The organism is Enterococcus pseudoavium NBRC 100491 (assembly GCF_001544295.1).
GTDB lineage: Bacteria > Bacillota > Bacilli > Lactobacillales > Enterococcaceae > Enterococcus_A > Enterococcus_A pseudoavium.
The window spans coordinates 106,520-130,739 of record NZ_BCQF01000003.1 but is presented as its reverse complement, the minus strand read 5'-3'; the positions used below and the strand labels follow the sequence as shown (position 1 = coordinate 130,739).

At 40.3% G+C, this 24,220-nt stretch carries 27 protein-coding genes; 24 read left to right on the top strand and 3 right to left on the bottom strand.

The features are described 5' to 3' along the window. Positions 1-37 precede the first annotated feature (37 nt). The 4 genes from EP1_RS02735 to EP1_RS02720 all read left to right on the top strand — a co-directional run bounded on the left by EP1_RS02735 (position 38) and on the right by EP1_RS02720 (position 3,087). Positions 38-1,351: a bifunctional folylpolyglutamate synthase/dihydrofolate synthase gene (locus EP1_RS02735; protein ID WP_067623082.1), complete on the top strand. Its 1,314-nt coding sequence runs from the start codon at positions 38-40 to the stop codon at positions 1,349-1,351. After that, on the top strand, positions 1,338-1,997 hold the full coding sequence (locus EP1_RS02730; protein ID WP_067623080.1) for an HAD family hydrolase: 660 nt from the start codon (positions 1,338-1,340) through the stop codon (positions 1,995-1,997). The genes EP1_RS02735 and EP1_RS02730 overlap by 14 nt, the downstream gene beginning before the upstream one ends. A gap of 48 nt (positions 1,998-2,045) precedes the next feature. Then, complete coding sequence (gene radC / locus EP1_RS02725; protein ID WP_067623078.1) at positions 2,046-2,735, top strand: RadC family protein; 690 nt, start codon at positions 2,046-2,048, stop codon at positions 2,733-2,735. A 151-nt stretch (positions 2,736-2,886) separates the two neighbouring features. Further along, positions 2,887-3,087 (top strand): cold-shock protein, encoded by a 201-nt coding sequence (locus EP1_RS02720; protein ID WP_067623071.1) that lies wholly within the window; start codon positions 2,887-2,889, stop codon positions 3,085-3,087. Between the two features lie 57 nt (positions 3,088-3,144). Here EP1_RS02720 and EP1_RS02715 read toward each other — a convergent pair whose 3' ends face one another. The 3 genes from EP1_RS02715 to EP1_RS02705 all read right to left on the bottom strand — a co-directional run bounded on the left by EP1_RS02715 (position 3,145) and on the right by EP1_RS02705 (position 5,782). Further along, entirely contained in the window at positions 3,145-3,648 is a 504-nt protein-coding gene (locus EP1_RS02715) for a TetR/AcrR family transcriptional regulator (protein WP_067623068.1), read from the bottom strand. A 243-nt stretch (positions 3,649-3,891) separates the two neighbouring features. Continuing rightward, on the bottom strand, positions 3,892-5,568 hold the full coding sequence (gene rnjA, locus EP1_RS02710; RefSeq protein WP_067623065.1) for a ribonuclease J1: 1,677 nt from the start codon (positions 5,566-5,568) through the stop codon (positions 3,892-3,894). Between the two features lies 1 nt (position 5,569). Continuing rightward, positions 5,570-5,782 carry a DNA-directed RNA polymerase subunit epsilon gene (locus EP1_RS02705; protein WP_067623062.1) on the bottom strand — a complete coding sequence of 71 codons (213 nt, stop codon included), beginning with the start codon at positions 5,780-5,782 and terminating at the stop codon, positions 5,570-5,572. A 345-nt stretch (positions 5,783-6,127) separates the two neighbouring features. Between EP1_RS02705 and EP1_RS02700 the strand changes: the two genes are divergently transcribed. The 20 genes from EP1_RS02700 to murA all read left to right on the top strand — a co-directional run bounded on the left by EP1_RS02700 (position 6,128) and on the right by murA (position 24,217). Beyond that, positions 6,128-7,858, top strand: a complete 1,731-nt coding sequence (locus EP1_RS02700) for an ABC transporter ATP-binding protein (protein WP_067623058.1) — start codon at positions 6,128-6,130, stop codon at positions 7,856-7,858. Beyond that, positions 7,855-9,615: an ABC transporter ATP-binding protein gene (locus EP1_RS02695; RefSeq protein WP_067623055.1), complete on the top strand. Its 1,761-nt coding sequence runs from the start codon at positions 7,855-7,857 to the stop codon at positions 9,613-9,615. The genes EP1_RS02700 and EP1_RS02695 overlap by 4 nt, the downstream gene beginning before the upstream one ends. Positions 9,616-9,776: 161 nt before the next feature. Beyond that, a complete protein-coding gene (locus EP1_RS02690) occupies positions 9,777-10,283 on the top strand; it encodes a gamma carbonic anhydrase family protein (protein ID WP_067623051.1) in 507 nt (168 codons plus the stop codon). Then, positions 10,270-10,605: a hypothetical protein gene (locus tag EP1_RS02685; RefSeq protein ID WP_067623049.1), complete on the top strand. Its 336-nt coding sequence runs from the start codon at positions 10,270-10,272 to the stop codon at positions 10,603-10,605. The genes EP1_RS02690 and EP1_RS02685 overlap by 14 nt, the downstream gene beginning before the upstream one ends. A gap of 211 nt (positions 10,606-10,816) precedes the next feature. Continuing rightward, a complete protein-coding gene (locus tag EP1_RS02680; protein ID WP_067623046.1) occupies positions 10,817-11,083 on the top strand; it encodes a (4Fe-4S)-binding protein in 267 nt (88 codons plus the stop codon). A gap of 34 nt (positions 11,084-11,117) precedes the next feature. Next, positions 11,118-11,393, top strand: coding sequence for a GNAT family N-acetyltransferase (locus EP1_RS02675; RefSeq protein WP_067623043.1), 276 nt, complete (start codon positions 11,118-11,120; stop codon positions 11,391-11,393). Between the two features lie 81 nt (positions 11,394-11,474). Then, positions 11,475-11,711, top strand: coding sequence for a preprotein translocase subunit SecG (gene secG, locus EP1_RS02670; RefSeq protein ID WP_067623040.1), 237 nt, complete (start codon positions 11,475-11,477; stop codon positions 11,709-11,711). A gap of 189 nt (positions 11,712-11,900) precedes the next feature. Next, a complete protein-coding gene (locus tag EP1_RS02665) occupies positions 11,901-12,665 on the top strand; it encodes an alpha/beta hydrolase (protein ID WP_067623037.1) in 765 nt (254 codons plus the stop codon). Continuing rightward, on the top strand, positions 12,646-15,018 hold the full coding sequence (gene rnr / locus EP1_RS02660; protein WP_067623033.1) for a ribonuclease R: 2,373 nt from the start codon (positions 12,646-12,648) through the stop codon (positions 15,016-15,018). The genes EP1_RS02665 and rnr overlap by 20 nt, the downstream gene beginning before the upstream one ends. A 2-nt stretch (positions 15,019-15,020) precedes the next feature. After that, complete coding sequence (gene smpB / locus EP1_RS02655; protein ID WP_067623030.1) at positions 15,021-15,485, top strand: SsrA-binding protein SmpB; 465 nt, start codon at positions 15,021-15,023, stop codon at positions 15,483-15,485. A 287-nt stretch (positions 15,486-15,772) separates the two neighbouring features. Further along, the gene (gene atpB / locus EP1_RS02650) at positions 15,773-16,486 is read left to right on the top strand and encodes a F0F1 ATP synthase subunit A (protein WP_067623027.1); all 714 of its coding nucleotides are present in this window, start codon (positions 15,773-15,775) and stop codon (positions 16,484-16,486) included. 33 nt (positions 16,487-16,519) lie between these two features. Further along, complete coding sequence (gene atpE, locus EP1_RS02645; RefSeq protein WP_010743272.1) at positions 16,520-16,732, top strand: ATP synthase F0 subunit C; 213 nt, start codon at positions 16,520-16,522, stop codon at positions 16,730-16,732. 98 nt (positions 16,733-16,830) lie between these two features. After that, positions 16,831-17,352 (top strand): F0F1 ATP synthase subunit B, encoded by a 522-nt coding sequence (gene atpF, locus EP1_RS02640; RefSeq protein ID WP_067623024.1) that lies wholly within the window; start codon positions 16,831-16,833, stop codon positions 17,350-17,352. Further along, on the top strand, positions 17,342-17,887 hold the full coding sequence (gene atpH, locus EP1_RS02635) for an ATP synthase F1 subunit delta (RefSeq protein ID WP_067623021.1): 546 nt from the start codon (positions 17,342-17,344) through the stop codon (positions 17,885-17,887). The genes atpF and atpH overlap by 11 nt, the downstream gene beginning before the upstream one ends. 19 nt (positions 17,888-17,906) lie before the next feature. Continuing rightward, positions 17,907-19,433: a F0F1 ATP synthase subunit alpha gene (gene atpA, locus EP1_RS02630; protein WP_067623017.1), complete on the top strand. Its 1,527-nt coding sequence runs from the start codon at positions 17,907-17,909 to the stop codon at positions 19,431-19,433. 15 nt (positions 19,434-19,448) lie between these two features. Next, positions 19,449-20,354, top strand: a complete 906-nt coding sequence (locus EP1_RS02625; protein WP_067623013.1) for a F0F1 ATP synthase subunit gamma — start codon at positions 19,449-19,451, stop codon at positions 20,352-20,354. Positions 20,355-20,376: 22 nt separating this feature from the next. Further along, positions 20,377-21,777: a F0F1 ATP synthase subunit beta gene (gene atpD / locus EP1_RS02620; protein WP_067623010.1), complete on the top strand. Its 1,401-nt coding sequence runs from the start codon at positions 20,377-20,379 to the stop codon at positions 21,775-21,777. Between the two features lie 13 nt (positions 21,778-21,790). Next, positions 21,791-22,225, top strand: coding sequence for a F0F1 ATP synthase subunit epsilon (locus EP1_RS02615; RefSeq protein ID WP_067623007.1), 435 nt, complete (start codon positions 21,791-21,793; stop codon positions 22,223-22,225). A 411-nt stretch (positions 22,226-22,636) separates the two neighbouring features. Further along, positions 22,637-22,870, top strand: a complete 234-nt coding sequence (locus tag EP1_RS02610; RefSeq protein WP_067623004.1) for a DUF1146 family protein — start codon at positions 22,637-22,639, stop codon at positions 22,868-22,870. 45 nt (positions 22,871-22,915) lie between these two features. Next, positions 22,916-24,217, top strand: coding sequence for a UDP-N-acetylglucosamine 1-carboxyvinyltransferase (gene murA, locus EP1_RS02605; RefSeq protein WP_067622999.1), 1,302 nt, complete (start codon positions 22,916-22,918; stop codon positions 24,215-24,217). The last annotated feature ends 3 nt before the right edge of the window (positions 24,218-24,220 follow it).

Here is a 24,220-nt window from a genome sequence, read left to right as displayed (position 1 = left end):
GAGAAAAGTAAAAAAAGAGATAAACGAGGCGAGTAATTTGACGATAACAGAAGCGATTGATTGGATTCATAGTCGAAAAAAATTTGGTTCACGTCCAGGTTTAGAGCGGATCCAAGCGTTACTAAATAAAGTCGGTCATCCTGAAAAAAAAGTTCCGGTCATCCATATTGCTGGAACAAACGGGAAAGGTTCAACGGTTGCTTATTTACGCAGCATGATGATTGAAGCGGGGATAACCGTCGGTAGTTTCACTTCTCCTTATATTGAAGAATTCAGTGAACGGATCGCGATTGATGCCCAACCGATTCCTGATGATGAATTAATCCGTTATGTAGAAAAATATCAGCCAATTGTAGCAGAGTTAGATCAAGATCCGGCGATTAGCGGAATCACTGAATTTGAGATTTTAACGGCCATTATGCTGGATTATTTTGCGACTGAACAAGTTAATGTCGCGATCGTAGAAGTCGGCTTAGGTGGCTTGCTAGACTCCACCAATGTAGTAGTGCCCATGTTAACGGCAATTACGACGATTGGATATGATCATATGGATATTTTAGGTGATACGCTAAATGAAATTGCCCAGCAAAAAGCTGGAATCATTAAAAAAAATATTCCTGTAGTCACCGGGAAGATTGCGAAGGGACCATTAATTGAGATTGTTGAGCAGGCGGCTGCTAAAACAGCGAAAGTTTATCGCTACGGGGAAGAATATCAAGTTGATTATTTGCGGCCGGATGCAACTTGGGGTGAATTGTTTCATTTTATTGACTCAGCCGGCAAGCTTTCTTCATTAAAAGTGCCTTTGTTAGGCCGCCATCAAGTAGAAAATGCCGGAGTTGCGATTGAACTGTTCCATCTTTACTGTGAACAGCAGAACTTACCATTTGAAGAAAAAACGATTCAAAAAGGGTTATTACATGCGCAGTGGCCCGCACGGATGGAGAAAATCAGTGATGAACCGCTGATTGTAATGGATGGGGCTCACAATGGTCATGCGATTAAACGCTTAGTCGAAAATATGAAACGGGAATTTCATGATTACAACGTGAAGATCTTATTCTCCGCTTTGGAGACCAAGGATGTCGATCAAATGTTGGCACAATTGGGAGAAATTCCGAATGTTCAAATTTACTTGACCACTTTTGAATATCCTAAAGCATTGGATCTTAGTCGCTTTGACCATCTAGACAGCCGTTTTGAAGTTGTATCATTGTGGCAATTCGGCCTAGGTGAGTTGTTAGAAGAATTAGGTGCAGACGATTTGTTACTGATTACAGGATCATTGTACTTTGTTTCTGAAGTACGTCAATTATTATTAACCTTAGGAGGTTCGAATGAAAAAAGTTAAAGGGATTATTTTTGATATGGATGGTTTATTGTTCGATACGGAATCCATTTACTGTGAAACCAGTTTAGCGGTGGCAGATAAATATAATATTCCGTTTACCGAAGAAGTCTATGAACGTTTTATCGGAATTTCTGATGAAGAAGTTTGGGCAGCCTATCATAAATTGTATGGAAGTCATGGTAAAGAGACGGTCCAAAAATTTATTGATGAGAGTTGGCAGCAGGCACATGAGCGCTTTAAGTCAGGGAAAGTAGCTTTAAAACCAGGCGTCCATGAATTATTGGCTTTTCTAGAAGAAAAACAAATTCCTCGGGTTGTCGCCTCTAGCAATGTTCGTCCCATCATTGAAATTTTATTAGAACACGCGGGCATTCGCGAGCAGTTTTCTGATGTTGTTTCGGCCGAAGATGTCAAGTTTGCCAAGCCTAATCCAGAAATTTTTATGATTGCAGCGGAGCGCTTAGGAGTCGCTAATGGCGAGGCGTTAGTATTGGAAGATTCTAGAAATGGTATCTTAGCCGCAGAAGGTGCGGGAATTCCTGTTATTATGGTACCGGATATCTTACCACCGACTGCAGAGTTAATAGAAAAAACAGCAGCAGTCTTTCCTTCATTGAACGAAGTGATTGATTATTTAGAAGCATAGAGTAGCTCCTTTGCGTACTTTAAAGAAAAGTAGGCAAAGGAGCTTTTTATGGAGAAAAGTTTATTATTACAAGAGTTGCCTGAAAGTTCATGGCCGCGGGAGCGTTTGCTGAGAGAAGGGGAAAAACATTTATCCGAGCAGGAATTACTGGCAATCATTTTACGAAGTGGCACACGTCAGCAAAATGTGATGGAATTGGCCGGTAGTATTTTGCGAGAATATCCCGCACTTTATGATTTAAAACAAGCTACGCTGCAAGAATTGCAGCAATTTAAAGGGATAGGTGAGACACGCGCGATTGAGTTGAAGGCCATGATGGAGTTTGGCTGTCGAATCAATCGTGCCTTGCAGCCAAAGATGGGACAGGTCCGATCCAGCCTTTCTTTAGGACAACAACTGATAAACGAATTAAAGGATTACCAGCAAGAACACTTAGTAGCTTTCTTTTTAAATACGAAAAATGAGATCATTTTACAAAAAACGCTATTTATTGGCTCATTGAACCAAAGTATTGCACACCCGCGGGAGATTTTTCGAGAGGCGGTTCGGATCAGTGCTGCTCGTGTTGTATTAGGACATAATCATCCTTCGGGAAATCCTACACCTTCGCAAAATGATTTAGAGTTTACAGAACGAGTTCGCGAATGTGGAGCCTTGATGGGCATTGAGTTATTAGATCATATTATCGTTGGAGAAACCAAATATTTCAGCTTGCGTGAAGAAAAGTACTTGAAGTAGTAATTGAAACCTCTTGCGCATAGAATAAGACCAGTGTTAAAATATTATTGTAATTTTGTTTGTGTTGCGAGTTGGTGTACAGATGTTTCCCTTTTCGTAGTCCAGCAATGTTACAATCAATTAGTGCTTAGGCACGAGGAGGATTTTATTCATGGAAAACGGAACAGTAAAATGGTTTAACGCAGAAAAAGGTTTTGGCTTCATCACTCGTGAAGATGGCAGCGATGTATTCGTACATTTCTCAGCTATCCAAGGCGACGGCTTCAAAACATTAGAAGAAGGACAAGCAGTAACTTTCGATGTTGAAGAAAGCGATCGCGGACCTCAAGCAACTAACGTAGTTAAAGCATAAAATGATAAGGGGGTGTGACAAAATTTTTGTCACACCCCCTTTTTTTATTTGATTTAGTTAATTATCGAAAGAAAATTGAAAAAAGCGTTCTTCTTCCAAACTATCAACATGATGACTATGATTGATTGCTAAGGCTGCTTTACCGATGCAATATTGCCAGAAAAAATCAAAGAGCAATGAATTCTTTTTTTCGGGCTGGATAGACGTAAAAATAGTATTAGTTACTTGTTTGACTAATTGGAGCGTATGGACATCTTGTAAGAAGAAACGATAGAATTCATCGGGATAATCAGTCGCATAATTCATAATTGCTGTCGATAACGCCTGCAATGTCTTAGGCTCCTGATCTTCTAGAAAGTCCGTATACTTTACTAAGATCCGATTGGTCAAAACAGATTTTAATTCGGCCAAATTGGAAAATTCGCGATAAATTGGCTGGGTCGAGCAAGAAATATGTTGAGCGATATTACGAGCATGAAATTTTTTAAAGCCCTCATCAATAATCAGTTGATAAGCACCATCAATAATGTGGCTTCGTTGCACGCGTTGAGTTCTTACCATAATTAATCTTCCTTTATCTTAAAATTCAAGAGACTATAAAATAACTAATGATAGTTATTAATTATTTCTACTAACTTTCATTGTGCTAATAATTTGATAGTTTGTCAATCTGTTTTTTGGTGTTTTTGGGAAAATAATCTTTTTTTTTGCGAAAAAACAGGGGTTGTTGGGCTTTTAGTTATACACTCATTTTATTTCTATCATATAAAAAAACATCTATCTGATTTCAGATAGATGTTTTTACTATTTATCAGGCGTCATGATCATGGGTAAGATCATCGGGTGCCGTTCAGTTTGATCAAATAAGAAAGGTTGTAAGGCGGCGACCATTGCATTTTTCAATTTGGCTTCGGTACAACCGGCTTCATTGACAGCCTCACGCAAAGCATGAAATAAAATCCGCTGTCCTTCGCTGATCATTTCACCAGATTCTCGCATATAAACAAAGCCGCGGGATAAGATATCTGGACCAGCTAAAATTTCTTTTTTCTCGATGTCGACTGTTGCGACTGCAAGAACGAGACCTTCTTCTGAAAGGATTCGTCGGTCACGTAACACCACATTACCAATGTCACCGATTCCGCTACCATCAACGTAAACATCGCTTGCGTTGAAATGTCCAGCACGGCGAGCGCTGTCAGCCGTTAAAGCCAACATGTCACCATTTTCCATAATGAAGCAATTTTCTGCTGGAACACCAGTATCTTGAGCCAATCCGGAATGTATTTTCAACATCCGATATTCTCCGTGAATGGGTACAAAATATTTTGGTTTCATTAAGCGCAACATCAGTTTTTGTTCTTGTTGACTTCCGTGACCTGAAGTATGGATGTTGTTGACTTTTCCGTGGATTACTTCAGCTCCCGCTTCAGAAAGCAGGTTGATCAAATGATTGACGCTAGTAGTATTACCAGGGATTGGTGAACTTGAAAAGATCACCGTATCATCTGGTTGAATTTGAATTTGTCGATGAGTTCCGTTAGCGATCCGTGAAAGAGCCGCCATTGGTTCACCTTGCGAACCAGTACATAGAATCATTAATTCATTAGCTGGTAGATAATTGATTTCGTGAGCATCGACAAAAGTCCCTTCAGGAACTGTAATATATCCTAATTTTTGCCCATTCACGATGGCATTTTCCATACTGCGCCCAAAGACTGCAATTTTTCTGCCCGTCGCAACAGCAGCAGAAGCCGCTTGTTGCAGACGCGAAATATTGGAAGCGAAAGTCGCGAAGATGATTCGACCTTCCACTTTTTCGACGATTCGTAAAATTGATTGGCCAATCGTCTGCTCAGATTTAGTAAAAGTTGGAACTTCGGCATTGGTACTATCAGAAAGTAGACACAAGACGCCTTCCTCACCAAGTTTAGCCATCCGATGCAAATTGGCCGGTTCACCGACGGGAGTGAAATCGAATTTGAAGTCACCAGTTTCGACGATATTACCAGACGGTGTCTTAACGACAACACCTAATGGATCCGGAATACTGTGAGTGGTCCGGAAAAAACTTACGGATGTTTTACGGAAACGAATCACAGAATCTTCGTTGATTTCGTGTAATTCGGCATCGCGTAATAAACCATGCTCATCCAATTTGTTTTTGATCAAAGCTAAAGCTAGCGCGCCCGCATAGATCGGAATATTGGCTTGCTTCAATAGGTAAGGGACACCACCGATATGGTCTTCGTGACCATGGGTGATAACGAGTGCTTTGACTTTGTTGATATTTTGGACAACGTAACTAAAATCGGGAATGACATAATCAATTCCTAAAAGATCATCTTCAGGAAATTTTATTCCGGCATCAATGATAATGATCTCATCTTGAAATTGGACCCCATACATATTTTTTCCGATCTCGCCAAGTCCACCAAGCGCAAAAACGCCCGTTTCATTATTTTTTAGCGAAAGTTTCATATTAGAACTCCGTTAACTTGAAGTCGGCATTTTCTTTTTCGTATTCCAAGTGATTGCCTTCTAAAAGTTGAATGTATTCCACGTTATATGGGGTGTTCTCGCGTAATAAATTGTGAACCATTTCTTCTCCGTCAGCTTCAACGTACAGCGATTGTGTTTGCTCGCGTTTTGGGTTGCGTTCTTTGGTTTCTTGATAATAAACTTTGTAAATCATGAATCTATCTCCTTTATTTGCATAATAGCAATTTTTTCCACGACAAAATGAGGGGCGCCTGCCACCTATTTTTTATGCTTACCGACTTAGTCAGTGCTAAAGTAGTAAGAAGAAGCCTCGTCTTTGCTTCTTGCTTGAAAAAACAATTTCACCGTTCTTTGGGTTGTTCTTACAACAATTACTTGTAGTTTATCACAGAATAAATCAGAAGTATAGAAAGTAGGAAGCGAATTGAGGTTTCCTTAGAAATTTTCAGAAAGGTAAAAAAACAAAAGGGGAAGCAGACAGGAGCATTTTATTTATGCTATATTGGAAGCATTACGTTATAGGAAGAGGCGAGAAAAAATGAAGTTGATGTTACGGTATACCTTGCGTTATAAGAAGCTATTATTATTTGATTTCATCAGTGTTTTTGGATTTATTTTGATCGAGTTGGGGTTGCCGACAATTTTGGCCATGATGATCGATAAAGGAATTGGCAATAGTGATTTTAATTATATCCAAAAAATGGGGATCCTGATGATTGCCATTACAGTCATCGGAATCATCATGAGTATTTCCTTGCGTTACTTCAGTTCTCAGATCACCTCTAGAATGGTGGCGGATATTCGTGACGATCTTTTTGAAAAGATTCAAACTTTTTCGCATTCAGAGTACGAGCAGATTGGTGTTTCTTCATTAATTACACGAACAACAAATGATGCCTATCAGATCATGTTGTTCATGCAAAATATTTTAACAACAGGTTTCATGACGCCGATGATGTTTGGGATGAGTTTGTATCTGATCATGCGCACCAGTCCGGGCTTGGGTCTATATGTTTTGCTAGCGCTGCCGGTATTATTATTGGCAGTATTATTGATTGCAAAATATTCGGAACCGCTATCGACGAAACAGCAGAAAAACTTAGACAATATTAATAGTATCTTGCGGGAGAACCTTTCAGGCTTACGGGTAATCCGAGCATTTGTAAATGAAAAATTTGAAGAAATGCGTTTCCGATTAGTCAATGATGCCTATACGAATAGTTCAAAAAGTTTGTTTCATTTAATGGCTGTCGCACAGCCGGGCTTTTTCTTTCTATTTAATGTGGTCATGGTTTTGATTATTTGGAATGGGACGATTCAGATCAGCCACGGTTCTTTGGCAGTCGGAACCTTGATTGCCTTTATTGAATACATTTTCCACGCATTATTTTCATTTATGTTGTTTGCTACGGTCTTTATGATGTATCCACGGGCCAATGTTTCGGCACAGCGGATTCAAGAAATTTTTGATTTGGAGCCGTTGATTAAAGACAATTCTGGAAAAATTGTCGAACCAACTGAAAAAAGTTCCTTGGAGTTTCGAAATGTGACCTTTGCCTATCCGGGGCATGCAGAAAGTCCAGTGATCCGTAACGTTAGCTTTACGGCCAAACCAGGCGAAACGGTTGCCTTTATCGGGAGTACAGGATCAGGAAAATCAACTTTGATTCAATTGATTCCCCGTTTCTATGATGTGACAGAAGGTCAAGTCTTAGTCGATGGAGTAGATGTTCGGGACTATCGCTTGAAAGATTTGCGAGAAAAAATTGGTTACATCCCACAAAAAGCTCAATTGTTTACTGGGACGATTGCCGATAATTTACGTTATGGGAAAAAAGATGCTACGCAAGCTGAGTTGGAACAAGCCGTAGAAATCGCACAAGCAGCGGAATTTATCAGCCAAAAGCCAAAAGGCTATCAAGAAGAATTATCGGAAGGCGGCAGCAATTTTTCCGGCGGTCAGAAACAGCGGCTAGCCATTGCGCGAGCGATTATTCGCCGGCCGGAGATTTATATTTTCGATGATAGTTTCTCGGCCTTAGATTATCAGACGGATGCGAAACTCCGGGCACGTTTGAAAAAAGAAACGACTGAATCGGCCGTCTTGATCGTGGCACAACGAGTGGGGACGATTATGCAGGCGGATAAAATTGTTGTCTTAAACGAAGGCGATGTCGTGGGAATCGGCACTCATCGTGAGCTGTTAGCAAACTGTCCAATCTATTATGATATCGCTGCATCTCAATTATCGAAGGAGGAATTAGCATGAAAAAATACACTTCTTCTTTAAAAAGACTGATGCATTACATTAATCCTTATAAAAAAACGTTTATGCTAGTCTTACTGCTGGCGGTGGGAACCTTGGTATTAGGAACCTGGATGCCGTATTTAACGGGCTTACCGACGACGGAAATCAGCAAAAATATTGCCCAAGGCGAAGCGCTTAATTTTGATTATGTTTTTAAATGGTTAATCGTGATCGTAATTGTCGGAATTGTTTATTGTGGCACTCAATTAGGGACCGGTTGGTTGATGGCCAATGTAGTACAGTCGGCGATGCGGGATTTACGGGAAGATATTGAGACGAAAATCAATCGTTTGCCAGTATCGTATTTTGATCGTAATCAACAAGGAGATATTCTTTCGCGGGTAACTAACGATGTGGATGCGGTCAGCAATGCGATGCAGCAGGCCATTATTAAATCCATCAATGCCGTTCTGGGAATTTTATTAGCAGTAGCGATGATGTTTTACATCAATCCGCTGATGGCAGTTTTCTCGCTAATCATGATTCCTTTGTCGATTGTCATTTCACGTAAGATCGTGCAAGTTTCGCAAAAAGATTTTCAAGAGATGCAAAATTCGCTGGGAGAATTAAATGGTTTTGTACAAGAAAATATGACTGGCTTCAGCGTACTGAAACTTTATGGTCGCGAGCAGGAAACGTTAGCTGGTTTTAGTGAAGTCAATCATAAATTACGACATTATGGTTTCCGGGCAGCTTTCGTCTCTAGTATGATGCAGCCGTTGGTTCAATTAACAGCTTATAGCACTTATATTGCCATGGCGATTTTAGGGAGCTGGAACGTGATCCACGGCGTAATCTTAGTCGGGCAACTGCAAGCCTTTATCCAATACATTTGGCAAGTCAGTCAGCCGATGGGGGAAATTACTCAGTTATCTTCAATGATCCAGAGCGCTTCGGCTTCAGCTAAACGAGTTTTTGAAATTTTAGATGAACCGGAGGAAGAATTGAATGCTCAGGATTTGACTTTATCGGAGCCAGTCCAAGGCAATGTTGTTTTTGACCATGTAAAATTTAGTTACGATTCCCAAAAACCGTTAATTGAAGACTTGAGTTTTGAAGTGCAAGCCGGAGAAACGGTCGCAATCGTTGGTCCGACTGGAGCTGGTAAGACGACCTTGATCAATTTATTAATGCGTTTTTATGATATCGATAGTGGGAAAATTTTAATTGATGGTGTAAATACTCAAGAGATGAATCGTTCCGATGTGCGTTCTTTATTTGGAATGGTTTTACAAGATGCTTGGTTGTATGAAGGCACGATTAGCGACAATATCCGTTTTGGCCGTTTAGCTGCGACGGATTACGAAGTTGTGGATGCTGCTAAGACCGCAAATGTCGATCATTTTATTCGGACGATGCCGGGCGGCTACGAAATGGAAATTAATTCTGAAGGGGATAATATTTCACTGGGACAAAAGCAGTTGTTGACAATCGCCCGGGCGATTATTTCAGATCCGAAAATTTTGATTTTGGATGAAGCGACCAGTTCAGTTGATACGCGCTTAGAAGGATTGATTCAAAAAGCGATGGACCGGGTAATGAAAGGTCGGACCAGTTTTGTGATTGCCCATCGCTTGTCGACGATCCGTGAGGCAGATCATATTTTAGTGATGCGCGATGGTCAAATCATTGAACATGGAACACATAATGAGTTATTGGCCCAAGGCGGTTTTTACGAACAACTTTATAATAGTCAATTTGCAGAAGAGACTGAATAAAAAGAGGGAGGTGTGGCAAAATGTCACATCTCCCTTTTCCTAATAAATGGTTTTAAGGGATGCTTATGATAGCGTGATTTTGCTGAGATGAATGAGAAAAAAGAGTTCTTGGCAATCTGGAGAGATTCTTCTCGTGCTATACTATTCTTGAGGTGAAAACGATGACAGAATTTATTGCTAACAGTGCCGATGTGTACGGCGATGTGACATTAGGAAGCGGTTCAACAATTTGGTTTCAAAGTGTTTTACGAGGGGACAGTAACAGTATTTCAATTGGGAAAAAAAGTAATATTCAAGATGGAACGATTGTTCACGTAGATCACGATGCGCCTACTTTAATTGAAGATTACGTTACAGTCGGCCATGCGTGCATTATCCATGGCTGCACGATTCGTTCAGGAGCATTGATTGGAATGGGCTCAACTATTTTAAATCATGCGGAGATTGGCGAGAATAGTTTGATTGGTGCGGGTTCTTTAGTTACAGAAGGAACAGTTATCCCAGCCAATTCATTAGCTTTCGGTTCACCGGCAAGAGTGATCCGACAGCTGACTTTGGAAGAGATTGAGAAAAATCGGCAAAACGCGGAACATTATTATGAATTGGGGCAAAATTATTTGGCGCAAACAATTTTTCCGCGAAAAGGATTTGTCAATGAAAGAGAGTAGTTTTTTATTGTTACAAGCCCAATTACGGACGCTCTTTCCAAATGAAGGCTTGCATCAATTAGCGATTTATGAAGATCAGACAGGAAAAATTTTGATTTTTTCTACTCGTGGGCTACACGTCTTAGAAGAAGACGATTTAACAAAAGCACCGCGGGATGTCTATTTTACGATCGATGGCTTGAAACCCTTCGCTTTAAGACAGCGAGCCGGTGTTTTTGAACTGGTCATCGAGACCGTGGGAAACCGCTGTTTTACTTTAGCCTTTCCGGACCAAGCTGAGGCCCACCAAACATTACAGACATTGGTGGACCTTTTCACATGACGAGACGATTTAGTGTGAATTTTTTTCGATTCCTTATATAATCTTCCTTAAAGGAAGCTATTTCAACTTTTTTGTTTGTCGTGAAGTTTTTAGTTAGAAAAGAAACATAGTCGAATAAAAAAGGCTAGGTGACTGAAAAAGTGGAACTAAAGGGGATTCTTTATAGTCTTTGGGAAATAGGTTCCTAATTAAAAGCGAGGAAGTGATAAAAATGGATGGAAGTAAATTTGACCAAGAACCAGTAACCGAAGCGAAATTAGTAGCTGAAGGGTATCGCAAGTATCAAGGTGAAGGCATTGATATTTATTACAATAAAGATATTTGCGCCCATATTGGGAATTGTGTTCGAGGAAATCCAGAAATTTTTGAGGTGGGACGTAGACCTTGGATTATTCCTGACAATGGCAGTGTCGGAAATGCCAGTTATGTCGTGGACACGTGTCCAAGTGGCGCTCTGAAGTATATTATTAAAAAGTAAAACAAAAATGTTGAATCAGACAAGGGAGATTATTATGGAAATCAAAGAAGAAAAAGATCGTTTTGTATTATTGAATGATGCTGGCGAAGAAGCTGGAGAAATGACTTGGTCAAATGCTGGTTCAGAGATTATGATTATTGATCATACATTTGTAGATCCTACTTATCGCGGACAACAACTAGCACAAAAACTAGTTGCAGCTGGGGTTGAAAAAGCGCGTAAGGAAGGCAAGAAGATTATTCCGTTGTGCCCATTTGCCAAAAAAGAGTTTGAAGAAAAATCAGAATATGCAGATGTTTTAAGAAAATAAGTTTGGGATCTTCTCTAGTCAAACAACTTCAATTGTGCTAAAGTAAAATTGAGGTAGTTTGGAAATAAGGAGGATCAGCTTTTGTATAATTTTATTTTGGGCGTTATCTTAGTTTTGTCAGTGATCATCGTTATCACGATCATGATGCAACCTAGCAAACAAAATAGTGCTGCAAGTGCTTTTACTGGCGGTGCAGATCAATTGTTCGGAAAGCAGAAAGCACGCGGCTTTGAAGCTGTGATGCAACGATCAACTGCTATTTTAGGCGCGATTTGGATGATCTTGCTCTTCGTGTTAATGTTTCTATCAAGCAAATAAAACCGGCCTCTCGTTTGAGAGGTCTTTTTTATTTTGTATTTACACTAAATCAAGTACACTTTAAGATAGGAGAGACGAACTGGCTGACTGCTTCATAATTTGCATATTTATATAAGTAGAAAAAATTTAGATTCCTACTAATTGTTGCTTACTGTGAGTTTAGCCAACTGAAAAGTGAGGAGTGAAAAAATGGCTCAAGTACCGAATTCAATGTTCATGCCCCATGGCAAGCGAGCGGTATTATTGTTGCATGCTTATTCAGGTAGTCCGAATGATGTGCGCATGTTGGCGCGTTTTTTGGAAAAATTAAACTATACCGTGTATAGTCCTCTATATACGGGACATGGAACCGCCGATCCATTGGATATTTTACAAGAAACTGCTGAGCAATGGTGGCAGGATAGTCAAGAGGCAGTTAAATTTTTACAAAAGAAGGGGTATCAAGAGATCGCCGTTTTCGGCCTTTCAATGGGCGGAATTTTTGCAACTCGCTTGCTCAGTGTAATGCCGGCTGAATTTGTGGGTGGGGGATTTTTCTGCTCGCCGATTGCACCAGTCAAAACGAATGTAACAACGAACTTCTTATTATATGCACAACAAGTTTTAGAACGAACGGGTGCAGAAATGTTAGAAAAAAAGGTCGAAAGTTATCGTCCTTTAGTCGAACAACAGTTAGCAACAATTGAAGAACAAGCGGATTATACTTTTGAAAATTTAAACAAAATTGAGCAGCCTTTTTTTATGGCTCAGTCGGGACAGGATGAAATGGTTGAGGCAGAAGGAGTATTTCAAACGGCAGCGCGACTACAGCAGGTTCCTTTTACCTTAAAGTGGTATCCTGAAAGTGGTCACGTGATTACGGTAGGACCTGAGAGAAGACAATTAGAACAAGACGTAGCTGATTTTTTAGCTGGTCTTAGCTGGAGAGAAAATAATGGAGAGAAAAACAATTAAAGCAGAAATATTGGCCGGGTTGAAAGCGGCTAGTAAAAAAAGCCTTTCAATGGAAGAGTTAGCAGAAGTATTAAACATGCGTAAAAGTGAGGATTACAAATTATTAGTCCAGACGGTTGCACAGTTAGAACGCGAAAAAGCGGTGGAATTTAATAAAAAGGGTCGCATCAAGTTACCTTTCCAGCCAATTGAAGTGGAAGGGATTTTCCGACGCAATGAACGAGGTTTTGGTTTTGTAACGATTGATCCAGAAGAGCCAGATGTTTTTATACCGAAAGACGCGACCAATTTTGCGATGGACGGTGACATCGTCATGATCGATATTCAAAAGACGGCAGATCTTTTTTCAGATCGCGGAGCAGAAGGCCGGGTTGTTTCCATCAAAGAACGTAAAATTCAACAGCTCGTCGGTGAATTTACGGCGTTTGATGTCGATGAAATTGCTGAATCGGATTTATTTGGTTATGTGACACCTAAAGATAAAAAAAGTGCGCAGTTTAAAGTATTTATTGCAGCTGAAGGAGTTCAGCCGGTAGATGGCAGTATTGTTATCGTAGAAATTACTCATTATCCAGAAAAAGGCTATGCCACAAGCTTGGAAGGTCTGGTTACTAAAGTAATTGGTCATAAGAATGATCCGGGAATGGACATTTTATCGATTGTGATTGCTCAAGGGATTCCAACCGCTTTTCCTGAGGACGTTCAAACGGCTTCTGAAGAGGTACCCGATAAAATTTCCGAAGAGGATCTGATTGGTCGCCGTGATTTGCGAGATCAACAGATTGTTACGATTGACGGTGCGGATGCAAAAGACTTAGACGATGCCGTGACGGTTCGAAAATTAGACAACGGCAATTACTTTTTAGGTGTGCATATTGCAGACGTTTCTTATTATGTTACTGAGAATGGTCTGTTGGATAAGGAAGCTTTTGAGCGGGGAACGAGTGTATATTTGACGGATCGAGTGATCCCGATGATTCCTCAACGTCTATCTAATGGCATCTGTTCGTTGAATCCGCAAGTTTCGCGGTTAACCATGAGTTGTGAAATGGAAATTGATTCCAATGGAACGATCGTTCACCATGAAATCTTCCAAAGTGTTATCCAGACGACCGAACGGATGACTTATACCGCAGTCAATGAAATCTTAGCAGAAGAAAACGCAGAAACAACTAAACGTTATCAAGCGTTAGTTCCAATGTTCCAGTTGATGAAAGAACTGCATCAAATCCTTGAAGCTCGCCGTAATCAGCGCGGAGCCATTAATTTTGAAGACCGTGAGGCCAAAATTTTGGTTGATCCTGAAGGTCATCCGCTAGATATTGAATTGCGAGAACGAGGAGTCGGGGAGCGTTTAATTGAATCCTTTATGCTGGCAGCGAATGAAACGGTAGCAGAACACTTTAATCGCTTGAAACTGCCGTTTATTTACCGCATTCATGAACAACCAAAAGAAGAAAAAATGCAGCGCTTTTTTGATTTTGCGGCTGCGCTAGGAATTTTAGTCAAAGGGACAAAGAATACGATCACGCCGAAGGATTTACAGCAGGTAATTCAGGAGGTAGAGAATAAACCAGAAGCGGCTGTCATTAACACGATGTTACTACGTAGTATGCAGCAGGCACGTTATTCAGAAGATAATTATGGGCATTATGGCTTGGCGGCAGAATATTACACGCACTTTACTTCACCAATTCGCCGCTATCCCGATTTGATCGTCCATCGTTTGATTCGGTCTTATGGTCAAGATCAAAGTGAAACGGTCAAAGAAAAATGGGCGGAAAGTTTGCCGGAAATCGCAGATCACAGTTCTAAAATGGAACGCCGAGCAGTGGAAGCTGAACGAGAAGTTGATAGCATGAAGAAAGCTGAATATATGGCAGAAAAAGTTGGAGAAGAATTTGATGGGATTATCAGCTCGGTAACCAAATTCGGGATTTTTATCGAATTACCCAATACAGTTGAAGGTATGATTCATTTAAATGAATTAAAGCAAGATTATTTCCACTTCATTGAAAATCAATTGGCACTAGTTGGGGAACGAACGCGACAAACCTTTAAAATCGGTCAGAAGGTTCGGGTGAAGGTGACCAAATCTGATCCAGTAACACGAGAAATTGATTTTGAACTATTAGAAGCTGAAGAAATTCCATCTTTGGAAGTGCCAGGAAATAATCGTCATCAAAAACGCCGCAAACCAACGGGTGGGCGTAAAAATACTCAGAGTGGGAACAAGCATCACGGCAACAATGCTGAGCGTCCGAAAACTTCTGATAAGAAAAATAAAAAAGGGAAAAAACCATTCTATAAATCGGTTGCCAAAAAGAAGAAACCTGGTAGGAAGAAGGGATAGACATGCCAAAAGGTGAAGGAAAGCTAGTCGCACAAAACAAAAAAGCTCGCCACGATTATACGATCATCGATACGATCGAAGCGGGAATCGTGTTGCAAGGAACAGAAATCAAATCGATCCGAAACAGTCGGATAAACTTAAAAGATGGGTTTGCTCGTATCCGTAACGGTGAAGCTTTTTTATACAACGTTCATATCAGTCCTTATGAACAAGGCAATATTTTTAATCATGATCCTGTCAGAACGCGCAAGTTATTGATGCATAAAAAGCAAATTGCTCGTCTTGCCGGTGAAGTGAAAAATACCGGAATTACGCTCGTTCCGTTAAAAGTATATTTGAAAGACGGTTATGCGAAGGTTCTGATCGGTGTTGCAAAAGGAAAACATCAATACGATAAACGGGAAACCCTGAAGCGTAAAGATGTTGATCGGCAAATCAGCCGAACGTTAAAAAATTATTCCCGTTAACAAAATATTCTTTTTCGCATATTTAATGATAAATTCTTTACTTAAAATTGAATTTTGATAGGATTGGTTACAATCTATACTAGCCATTTTGTGGGCTAAATCAACTACTAGAGGGCCATAGCCAGAGATAAAATAACGTTAACGAAAAAAACTCTGACTTATTCGAAAATTTTTAGGAAAATTCTTTGAAATTTTCTTTCTCTGGTGGTAACATACGATAGTATTTTGAGGAGCATCGCTAAGCAACCACGGCTGAAGCGAGTCGTTGAGAAGAGAGGTGAATTGGATTGAATGAAGAATCTTGGGTTTTCCATATTGGTCCCATATGGTTTGATGGTACGGTAACAACAATGATTATTTTGTCTTGTATAATCGTCTTTTTCCTTGTTTTTGCATTTACACGCAACCTATCATTGAAACCCAAAGGAAAGCAAAACGCAATGGAGTGGGTTATTGACTTTACTACTAACATTGTTGGCGACAACATGCCGCGTAAGGAAGTCAGAAATTTTAGTTTGTTCTCATTTACATTGTTTTTATTCATTTTTGTAGCGAACCAAATTGGACTGATTACAAAAATCGTAAGCGGTAATGATGTGACTTATTGGAAAAGTCCAACCGCAGACCCCTTTGTAACAATGGGATTGGCATTGCTCGTATTAGTCCTAGCTAATTATCTAGGAACTGAAAAATTAGGTTTTGGCGGGTACGTCAAAAACTCTTTCTTCACCCCGACCGGATTATTTCCAATCAAATTGATGGAAGAGTTCACCAACGTTATTACTTTGGGGTTACGGCTTTACGGGAATATTTATGCCGGTGAAGTATTGCTTTCGCTGATCGCAAGTATGGTGACAAGTAATGGCTGGTGGACATTGCCATTCGCTGTTCCGCTTGAAATGATTTGGATCGCATTCTCACTATTTATCGGTAGTATCCAAGCATTTGTTTTCACTACTCTATCTATGGTTTATATCAGCCATAAAATTGAGGTAGAATAAAAAATTTAACACACTTTTAGGAGGAAATTTATTATGAACTTTATCGGTGCAGGAATCGCAATCATGGGAGCCGCAATTGGTGCTGGCTATGGTAACGGACAAGTAATCTCAAAAGCAATTGAATCAATGGCGCGTCAACCAGAAATGTCAGGACAAATTCGTTCAACAATGTTTATCGGTGTTGGTTTGATCGAAGCTGTGCCAATTCTTGGTGTAGTATTAGGTATGTTGATGGTTTTCCAATAAAAATCAGGACTTTTTTGTTGAGTCTTATCCCAGTGATAAGCACTGAAACCATTTAATGGTTCGGAAATGAAGAGGACGAACAGAAAGGAAGACCGAGTATGCTGAATCTAGTTATTGCTGAGGCTGTCAATACAACGCTCGGTAATTTACTTGTCGTTACGTTATCATTCGTGATACTAATGGCACTGTTAAAAAAATTCGCGTGGGGTGCCGTACAAGACATCCTGAAAAAACGTGAAGATAAGATCGCCAATGATCTAGATTCTGCCGAACAATCTCGGATTAAAGCAGCTGAGTTGGAAAAAGAACGTGAGACTCAGTTAGCAAGTTCCCGTAGTGATGCGGCAGATATCATTAAAAATGCGAAGGAAAGCGGCGAGTTAAGTCGCCAAAATATCATCAAAGACACAAAAGAAGAAGTTTCTCGTCTAAAAGATCGCGCCAATGCAGAGATCAAAGACGAACGCGAAAATGCGTTGACTTCTGTCAAGGATGATGTAGCGACACTTTCCCTCCAAATCGCAGAAAAAATCTTGAGCAAAGAGCTTTCGCAAGATGCTCATCAAGATTTGATTAACGACTATATGACTAAACTAGGTAACACGAAGCATGAAGCTTGATAAATACACAGTTGGTAAACGATATGGCAAAGCGTTGTTTGAATTGGCGATCGAAAACAATGCGGCTGAAGATGTTTATCAAGAGTTGTTGAAAATTCGGGAAATTTGTAAAGAAATTCCTGATTTAGGAAATATTCTAACCGATGTTCGTTTAGCAAGTGCTGAAAAGCAAGCCATCATGGATGCTTTTATCGGTGGCTTTGAGGGCATGGTTAAGAATTTTCTACTAGTTGTTTTTGAATACAATCGTAGCGATGATCTACCATTCATGATTGATGAATTCGAACGTCGCTATGATGAATTAAATAAAATCGCACACGGCACAGTTACAACAGCTGTACCGCTCTCTGAAGAAAAGAAACACGAGCTTGAAGCAAAAGTCGCTGATGTTTTTGGCTACCAGAAGGCCACGTTAACCCCGATAGTTGATCAATCAATTCTCGGCGGTGTCATTGTTGAAGCCGATCATCAAGTGATCGACGGCAGCCTCGCCAGCCAATTAAATGGTCTACGAGCAGCACTTAGTAAAAAGTAGAGAAGAAGAGGTGAAATGAATGGCCATCAAAGCAGAAGAAATCAGTGCTTTAATTAAAGAACAGATTCAAAATTATGATAACAAACTGTCGGTTGAAGAAATCGGAACAGTTACTTACGTTGGGGACGGGATTGCCCGTGCTCACGGTTTAGAAAATGCAATGAGTGGAGAACTTTTAGAGTTTTCAAACGGCTCTTACGGTATGGCACAAAACTTGGAAAGCAATGATGTCGGTATCATCGTTCTGGGTGAATTTGAGTCCATTCGTGAAGGAGATAAAGTCAAACGTACCGGTAAAATCATGGAAGTGCCAGTCGGTGAAAACATGATCGGTCGTGTTGTAAATCCACTGGGTCAACCTATTGATGGTATGGGACCAATCGAAACAACGAATACGCGTCCAGTTGAAGCTATGGCTCCTGGCGTTATGCAACGTAAATCAGTCTCAGAACCAATGCAAACTGGCTTAAAAGCGATTGATGCATTAGTTCCAATTGGCCGCGGTCAACGGGAATTAGTTATCGGTGACCGTAAAACAGGTAAAACATCGATTGCGATTGATACAATCATCAACCAAAAAGGTCAAGATATGATCTGTATTTATGTTGCTATTGGGCAAAAAGAATCAACCGTTCGTTCGCAAGTGGAAACACTGCGTAAATACGGTGCAATGGATTACACGATTATCGTAACAGCCGGTGCTTCTCAACCCGCACCATTATTGTACATTGCTCCTTACGCTGGAACAGCGATGGGTGAAGAATTTATGTACAATGGCAAACACGTTTTAGTTATTTTTGATGATTTATCAAAACAAGCGGTTGCTTATCGTGAACTTTCATTACTATTACGTCGTCCGCCAGGTCGTGAAGCGTACCCAGGGGATGTCTTTTATTTGCACTCACGTCTATTGGAACGTGCAGCTAAACTTTCGGATGAATTAGGCGGCGGTTCATTAACGGCCTTACCATTTGTTGAAACGCAAGCCGGCGATATTTCTGCCTATATTCCAACCAATGTAATCTCAATTACAGATGGACAAATCTTCTTAGAAAGTGATTTGTTCTATGCTGGAATTCGTCCAGCCGTTGATGCGGGTCTATCTGTATCACGGGTTGGTGGTTCTGCACAAATCAAGGCAATGAAAAAAGTTGCCGGGACCTTACGTTTGGACCTTGCCAGCTATCGTGAGTTAGAAGCCTTCACTCAGTTTGGTTCCGATTTAGATGCAGCAACCCAAGCAAAATTAAATCGTGGCCGTCGGACAGTCGAAGTATTGAAACAAAAATTGCATGATCCACTACCAGTTGAAAAACAAGTAGTCATTCTTTATGCTTTGACTCATGGTGTACTAGACAGTATTCCTGTAAATAGCATTTTGGATTTTGAAGCCCAATTATTCGAATATTTGGAAAACAACCACGCTGATTTATTTGCGACGATTCGTGATACGAAGGATCTTCCTGATACAGATAAATTAGATGCAGGTATCCAAGAATTTAAAGATATTTTTGACGCTTCTTTAGCTAACCAAGAAAAAGCATAATCGAGGTGAAAAAAAATCATGGCATCCTTAAATGAAATCAAAACACGGATTGCATCGACGAAAAAGACAAGTCAAATCACCAACGCTATGCAAATGGTATCCGCAGCTAAATTAACAAAGTCGGAAGCATATTCAGCTAAGTTTCAAATTTATGCTTCTAAAGTTCGGGAAGTATTGACCCATTTAACGGCAAGTGAATTAACTGAATTAGCTAATTCAGGTCGTGAATTAGGCGGAATCAACTATCACAGTATGTTGTTGAATCGTCCGGTTAAAAAAACTGGGTATATTGTGATTACTTCAGATGGTGGTTTGGTGGGCGGTTATAACAGCTCGATTTTAAAACAAACGATGACGATGCTTGAAGATGATCATGATTCTGCTGATGAATATGTTTTATTAGCCATTGGTGGAACCGGAGCGGATTTTTTCAAAGCTCGCGGCGTTAAATTGGCTTATGAATTACGCAATTTATCGGATCAACCAAGCTTTGATGAAGTTCGAAAAATCGTTTCAATGACGACCAGCATGTATGAAAATCAAGTCTTCGATGAACTATACGTATGTTATAACCATCACGTCAATTCATTATCTAGTCAATTTCGAGTAGAAAAAATGCTGCCGATCTCTGATTTAGATCCAAGTGAAGCACAGACTTATCGTGAAGAATATTTGTTTGAACCTTCAAAAGAAGCCATTTTAGATCAATTATTGCCGCAGTATGCAGAAAGCTTGATTTACGGCGCAATTGTGGACGCTAAAACAGCGGAACATGCGGCTGGAATGACGGCTATGAAGACGGCAACAGATAATGCCAGTGCGATTATTGGAGATTTAACGATTTCATATAACCGGGCCCGTCAAGCGGCGATCACCCAAGAGATTACTGAAATTGTCGGCGGGGCTTCCGCATTAGAATAATTTCGAGATTGGAGGAAAAAACATGAGTTCAGGCAAGATTGTTCAAGTTATTGGTCCCGTTGTCGACGTGGAATTTTCTTTAGATCAATCCTTACCAGACATCAACAATGCGTTGATTGTTTATAAAAAAGATAAAACAAAAGTTGTGCTTGAAGCTACTTTGGAACTTGGTGATGGTGTTATCCGCACAATCGCTATGGAATCTACAGATGGATTGCAACGGGGGATGGAAGTTGTCGATACCGGCAAACCAATCTCTGTTCCTGTAGGTAAAGAAACATTAGGTCGTGTGTTTAACGTATTAGGTGAAACGATCGACAAAGAAGCACCTTTTCCAGAAGATGTAGAAAAGAGCGGTATTCACAAAAAGGCCCCCGCTTTTGAAGACCTTAGCACCAGTAATGAGATTTTAGAAACTGGGATCAAGGTTATCGACTTATTAGCCCCTTACTTAAAAGGTGGTAAAGTTGGACTATTCGGTGGTGCCGGTGTTGGTAAAACCGTCTTAATTCAAGAACTGATTCATAATATCGCCCAAGAACACGGTGGGATTTCTGTCTTTACCGGGGTTGGGGAACGGACTCGTGAAGGGAACGACCTTTATTATGAAATGAAAGAATCCGGCGTTATTGAAAAAACAGCGATGGTCTTCGGACAAATGAATGAGCCACCAGGTGCGCGGATGCGCGTTGCCTTGACTGGTTTGACATTAGCTGAATATTTCCGTGATGAAGAAGGTCAAGATGTGTTGCTATTTATCGATAACATTTTCCGCTTCACACAAGCCGGATCAGAAGTTTCGGCGCTATTAGGTCGGATGCCATCTGCCGTTGGTTATCAACCAACCTTGGCAACAGAAATGGGTCAATTACAAGAACGAATCACTTCAACGAAAAAAGGCTCAATTACATCGATTCAAGCAATCTATGTTCCAGCTGATGACTATACTGACCCAGCGCCAGCGACAGCTTTCGCCCATTTGGATGCAACGACTAACTTGGAACGTAAATTAACGGAACAAGGGATTTATCCAGCCGTTGACCCACTGGCTTCATCGTCAAGTGCTTTGGCTCCTGAAATCGTTGGTGAAGAACATTACCGAGTGGCAACAGAAGTTCAACGTGTTTTACAACGTTACCGTGAATTGCAAGATATCATCGCGATTTTAGGGATGGATGAATTGTCCGATCAAGAAAAAGTGATCGTATCACGTGCTCGTCGGATTCAATTCTTCTTGTCACAAAACTTTAACGTGGCTGAACAGTTTACTGGTCTACCAGGTTCATATGTGCCTATTGAAAAAACAGTTGAAGGCTTTAAAGAAATCCTTGAAGGAAAATACGATGACCTTCCTGAAGAAGCATTCCGTAGTGTAGGTCCAATCGAAGACGTAGTAGAAAAAGCGAAAACTTTAGGCTACTAGAAAGAGGTGCCCGATGGAACAAGAAAAAAACAAAGTTCTGCAAGTGAACGTTGTTACTCCAGATGGTAACGTCTATGATCATAATGCAACCATCGTCGTGGCTAAAACCGTTGCTGGTGAACTTGGGATTTTACCTAATCATGCGCCAATCATTGCACCTCTTGCAATCGATGAAGTTCGTATCCGTCGAACAGATGCTGATACGCATGTTGACTGGATTGCAGTCAACGGTGGGATCATAGAAGTTCGGGATAATGTATTGACGATCATCGCTGATACAGCCGAACGGGAACGCGATATCGACGTCTCTCGTGCTGAAAGAGCTAAACAACGTGCGGAAGCGTGGATAGTAGAAGCACGTGAAAAGCAAGACAGCGACCAATTAAGCCGGGCCGAAGTTGCATTGCACCGTGCCATGAATCGAATTAAAGTTTCAAAACATCGTTAAAAATTAAAAAAGAGGTGTGACAAATTTTGTCACACCTCTTTTTCTGTATTATTACAGGAGTAGCTTTTCCCAATAGAGTCCATGAAGCTGATTACTTTTGTTAAGAATCAAAGAAAGTTCACTATCTTGTTCAATTTTTTTATTTGTTGTGATAATAAAGAACTAAGCGATGTTTTTAAATGATACATTTAATTTCAACATTTCGTTTCTCTTTTTGTTTTTTTTGATGAAAAATGGCTAATAAAATTTTAAAAGAACTTTTTATAAAAAATAACTACTGTCAGATGAGTAAAAAAGTAAGATTAAGTTTTTTAAAAGATTTTGTACAGTTCTTTGGTGAGACAAAATGTTCTTCTTTATACTGAACTATGCTATAATCGTACTGTTGATTTTTGTGAGAGGAAATGAATTATGCAAGTATTTGGAATTGACGCAATCGTTAGAATAGTCTCACATTTTTCCTTTATCTATATGGCTTTTTGGGCCTTGCGGTCATTGCGAATAGAGAATCTATTCAAAGCCTTAAAGGAAACACAGGTTCGAATTGCAATTTTAATGGTGGCAATCGCCATCGGTTTTACTTGCAGTACATTTTTTTTAGAAATCATTCTTTTGTGTAAGAATATATTTTTGACATTTAACTAAGGTACATATACGAGGAAATCGATTAGCTTTTTTGGAGGGAATACAATGGAAGAGATCATCGTTCGTGGTGGCAAACAACTAAACGGAACCGTACATATTGAAGGCGCAAAAAATGCCGTTTTACCTATTTTAGCAGCAACTTTATTGGCAGAGGAAGGGACATCGACATTGACTAATGTTCCAATTTTGTCTGATGTTTTTACTATGAATCAAGTGATTCGTCATTTGAATACAGATGTTGCGTTCAATGAAGAGACGAAAGAAATTACAGTGAATGCGACGCGTCAATTAAACGTGGAAGCACCTTATGAATACGTAAGCAAAATGCGTGCATCAATCGTGGTCATGGGTCCTTTATTAGCCCGTAACGGTCATGCCAAAGTGGCAATGCCAGGTGGCTGTGCGATTGGTAAACGTCCAATTGATTTACATCTGAAAGGATTCCAAGCGCTGGGTGCGAAGATTATTCAGAAAAATGGGTACATTGAAGCCATCGCTGATGAATTGATCGGTGATACGATCTATTTGGACTTCCCAAGTGTTGGGGCGACTCAAAATATTATGATGGCAGCAGTCAAAGCAAAAGGGACAACTGTTATCGAAAACGTTGCTCGGGAGCCGGAAATCGTTGATTTAGCGAATTTCTTAAATAAAATGGGTGCCAGCATTTATGGTGCAGGGACAGAAACGATGCGAATCGAAGGTGTAGAACATCTGCACGCGGTTTCACATCCAATCGTTCAAGACCGGATTGAAGCCGGCACATTTATGGTTGCTGCTGCAATGACTGAAGGCAATGTTTTGATTGAAGGGGCAATCCCTGAACATAATCGTCCATTGATTTCTAAGTTGACTGAAATGGGTGTGAAATTCACTGAAGAAAATGATGGCCTACGCGTTATCGGACCTAAAACGTTAAAAGCGACGGATATTAAAACGATGCCGCATCCTGGGTTCCCAACAGATATGCAAGCGCAAATGACAGCCATTCAATTGGTTGCTGAAGGGGTCAGTACAACTACCGAAACAGTTTTTGAAAATCGTTTCCAACATTTAGAAGAAATGCGCAGAATGAATGCGCAAGTCAAAATCGATAATAATGTTGCTTTGATTAAAGGCTCTACAGAATTGCAAGGGGCTGAAGTTTACGCAACTGATTTACGTGCCGCTGCTGCGTTAGTTTTAGCGGGCTTACGTGCTGAGGGTATCACGCGTGTCCGTAATTTGAAATATTTAGATCGTGGATACTATCAATTCCATAAAAAACTGCAACAATTAGGGGCAGATGTCGAACGAGTTGGTAGCGAGAGTAAGAAGGCCGCTGACGTAGCAACTGTCTTAGCATAAGAG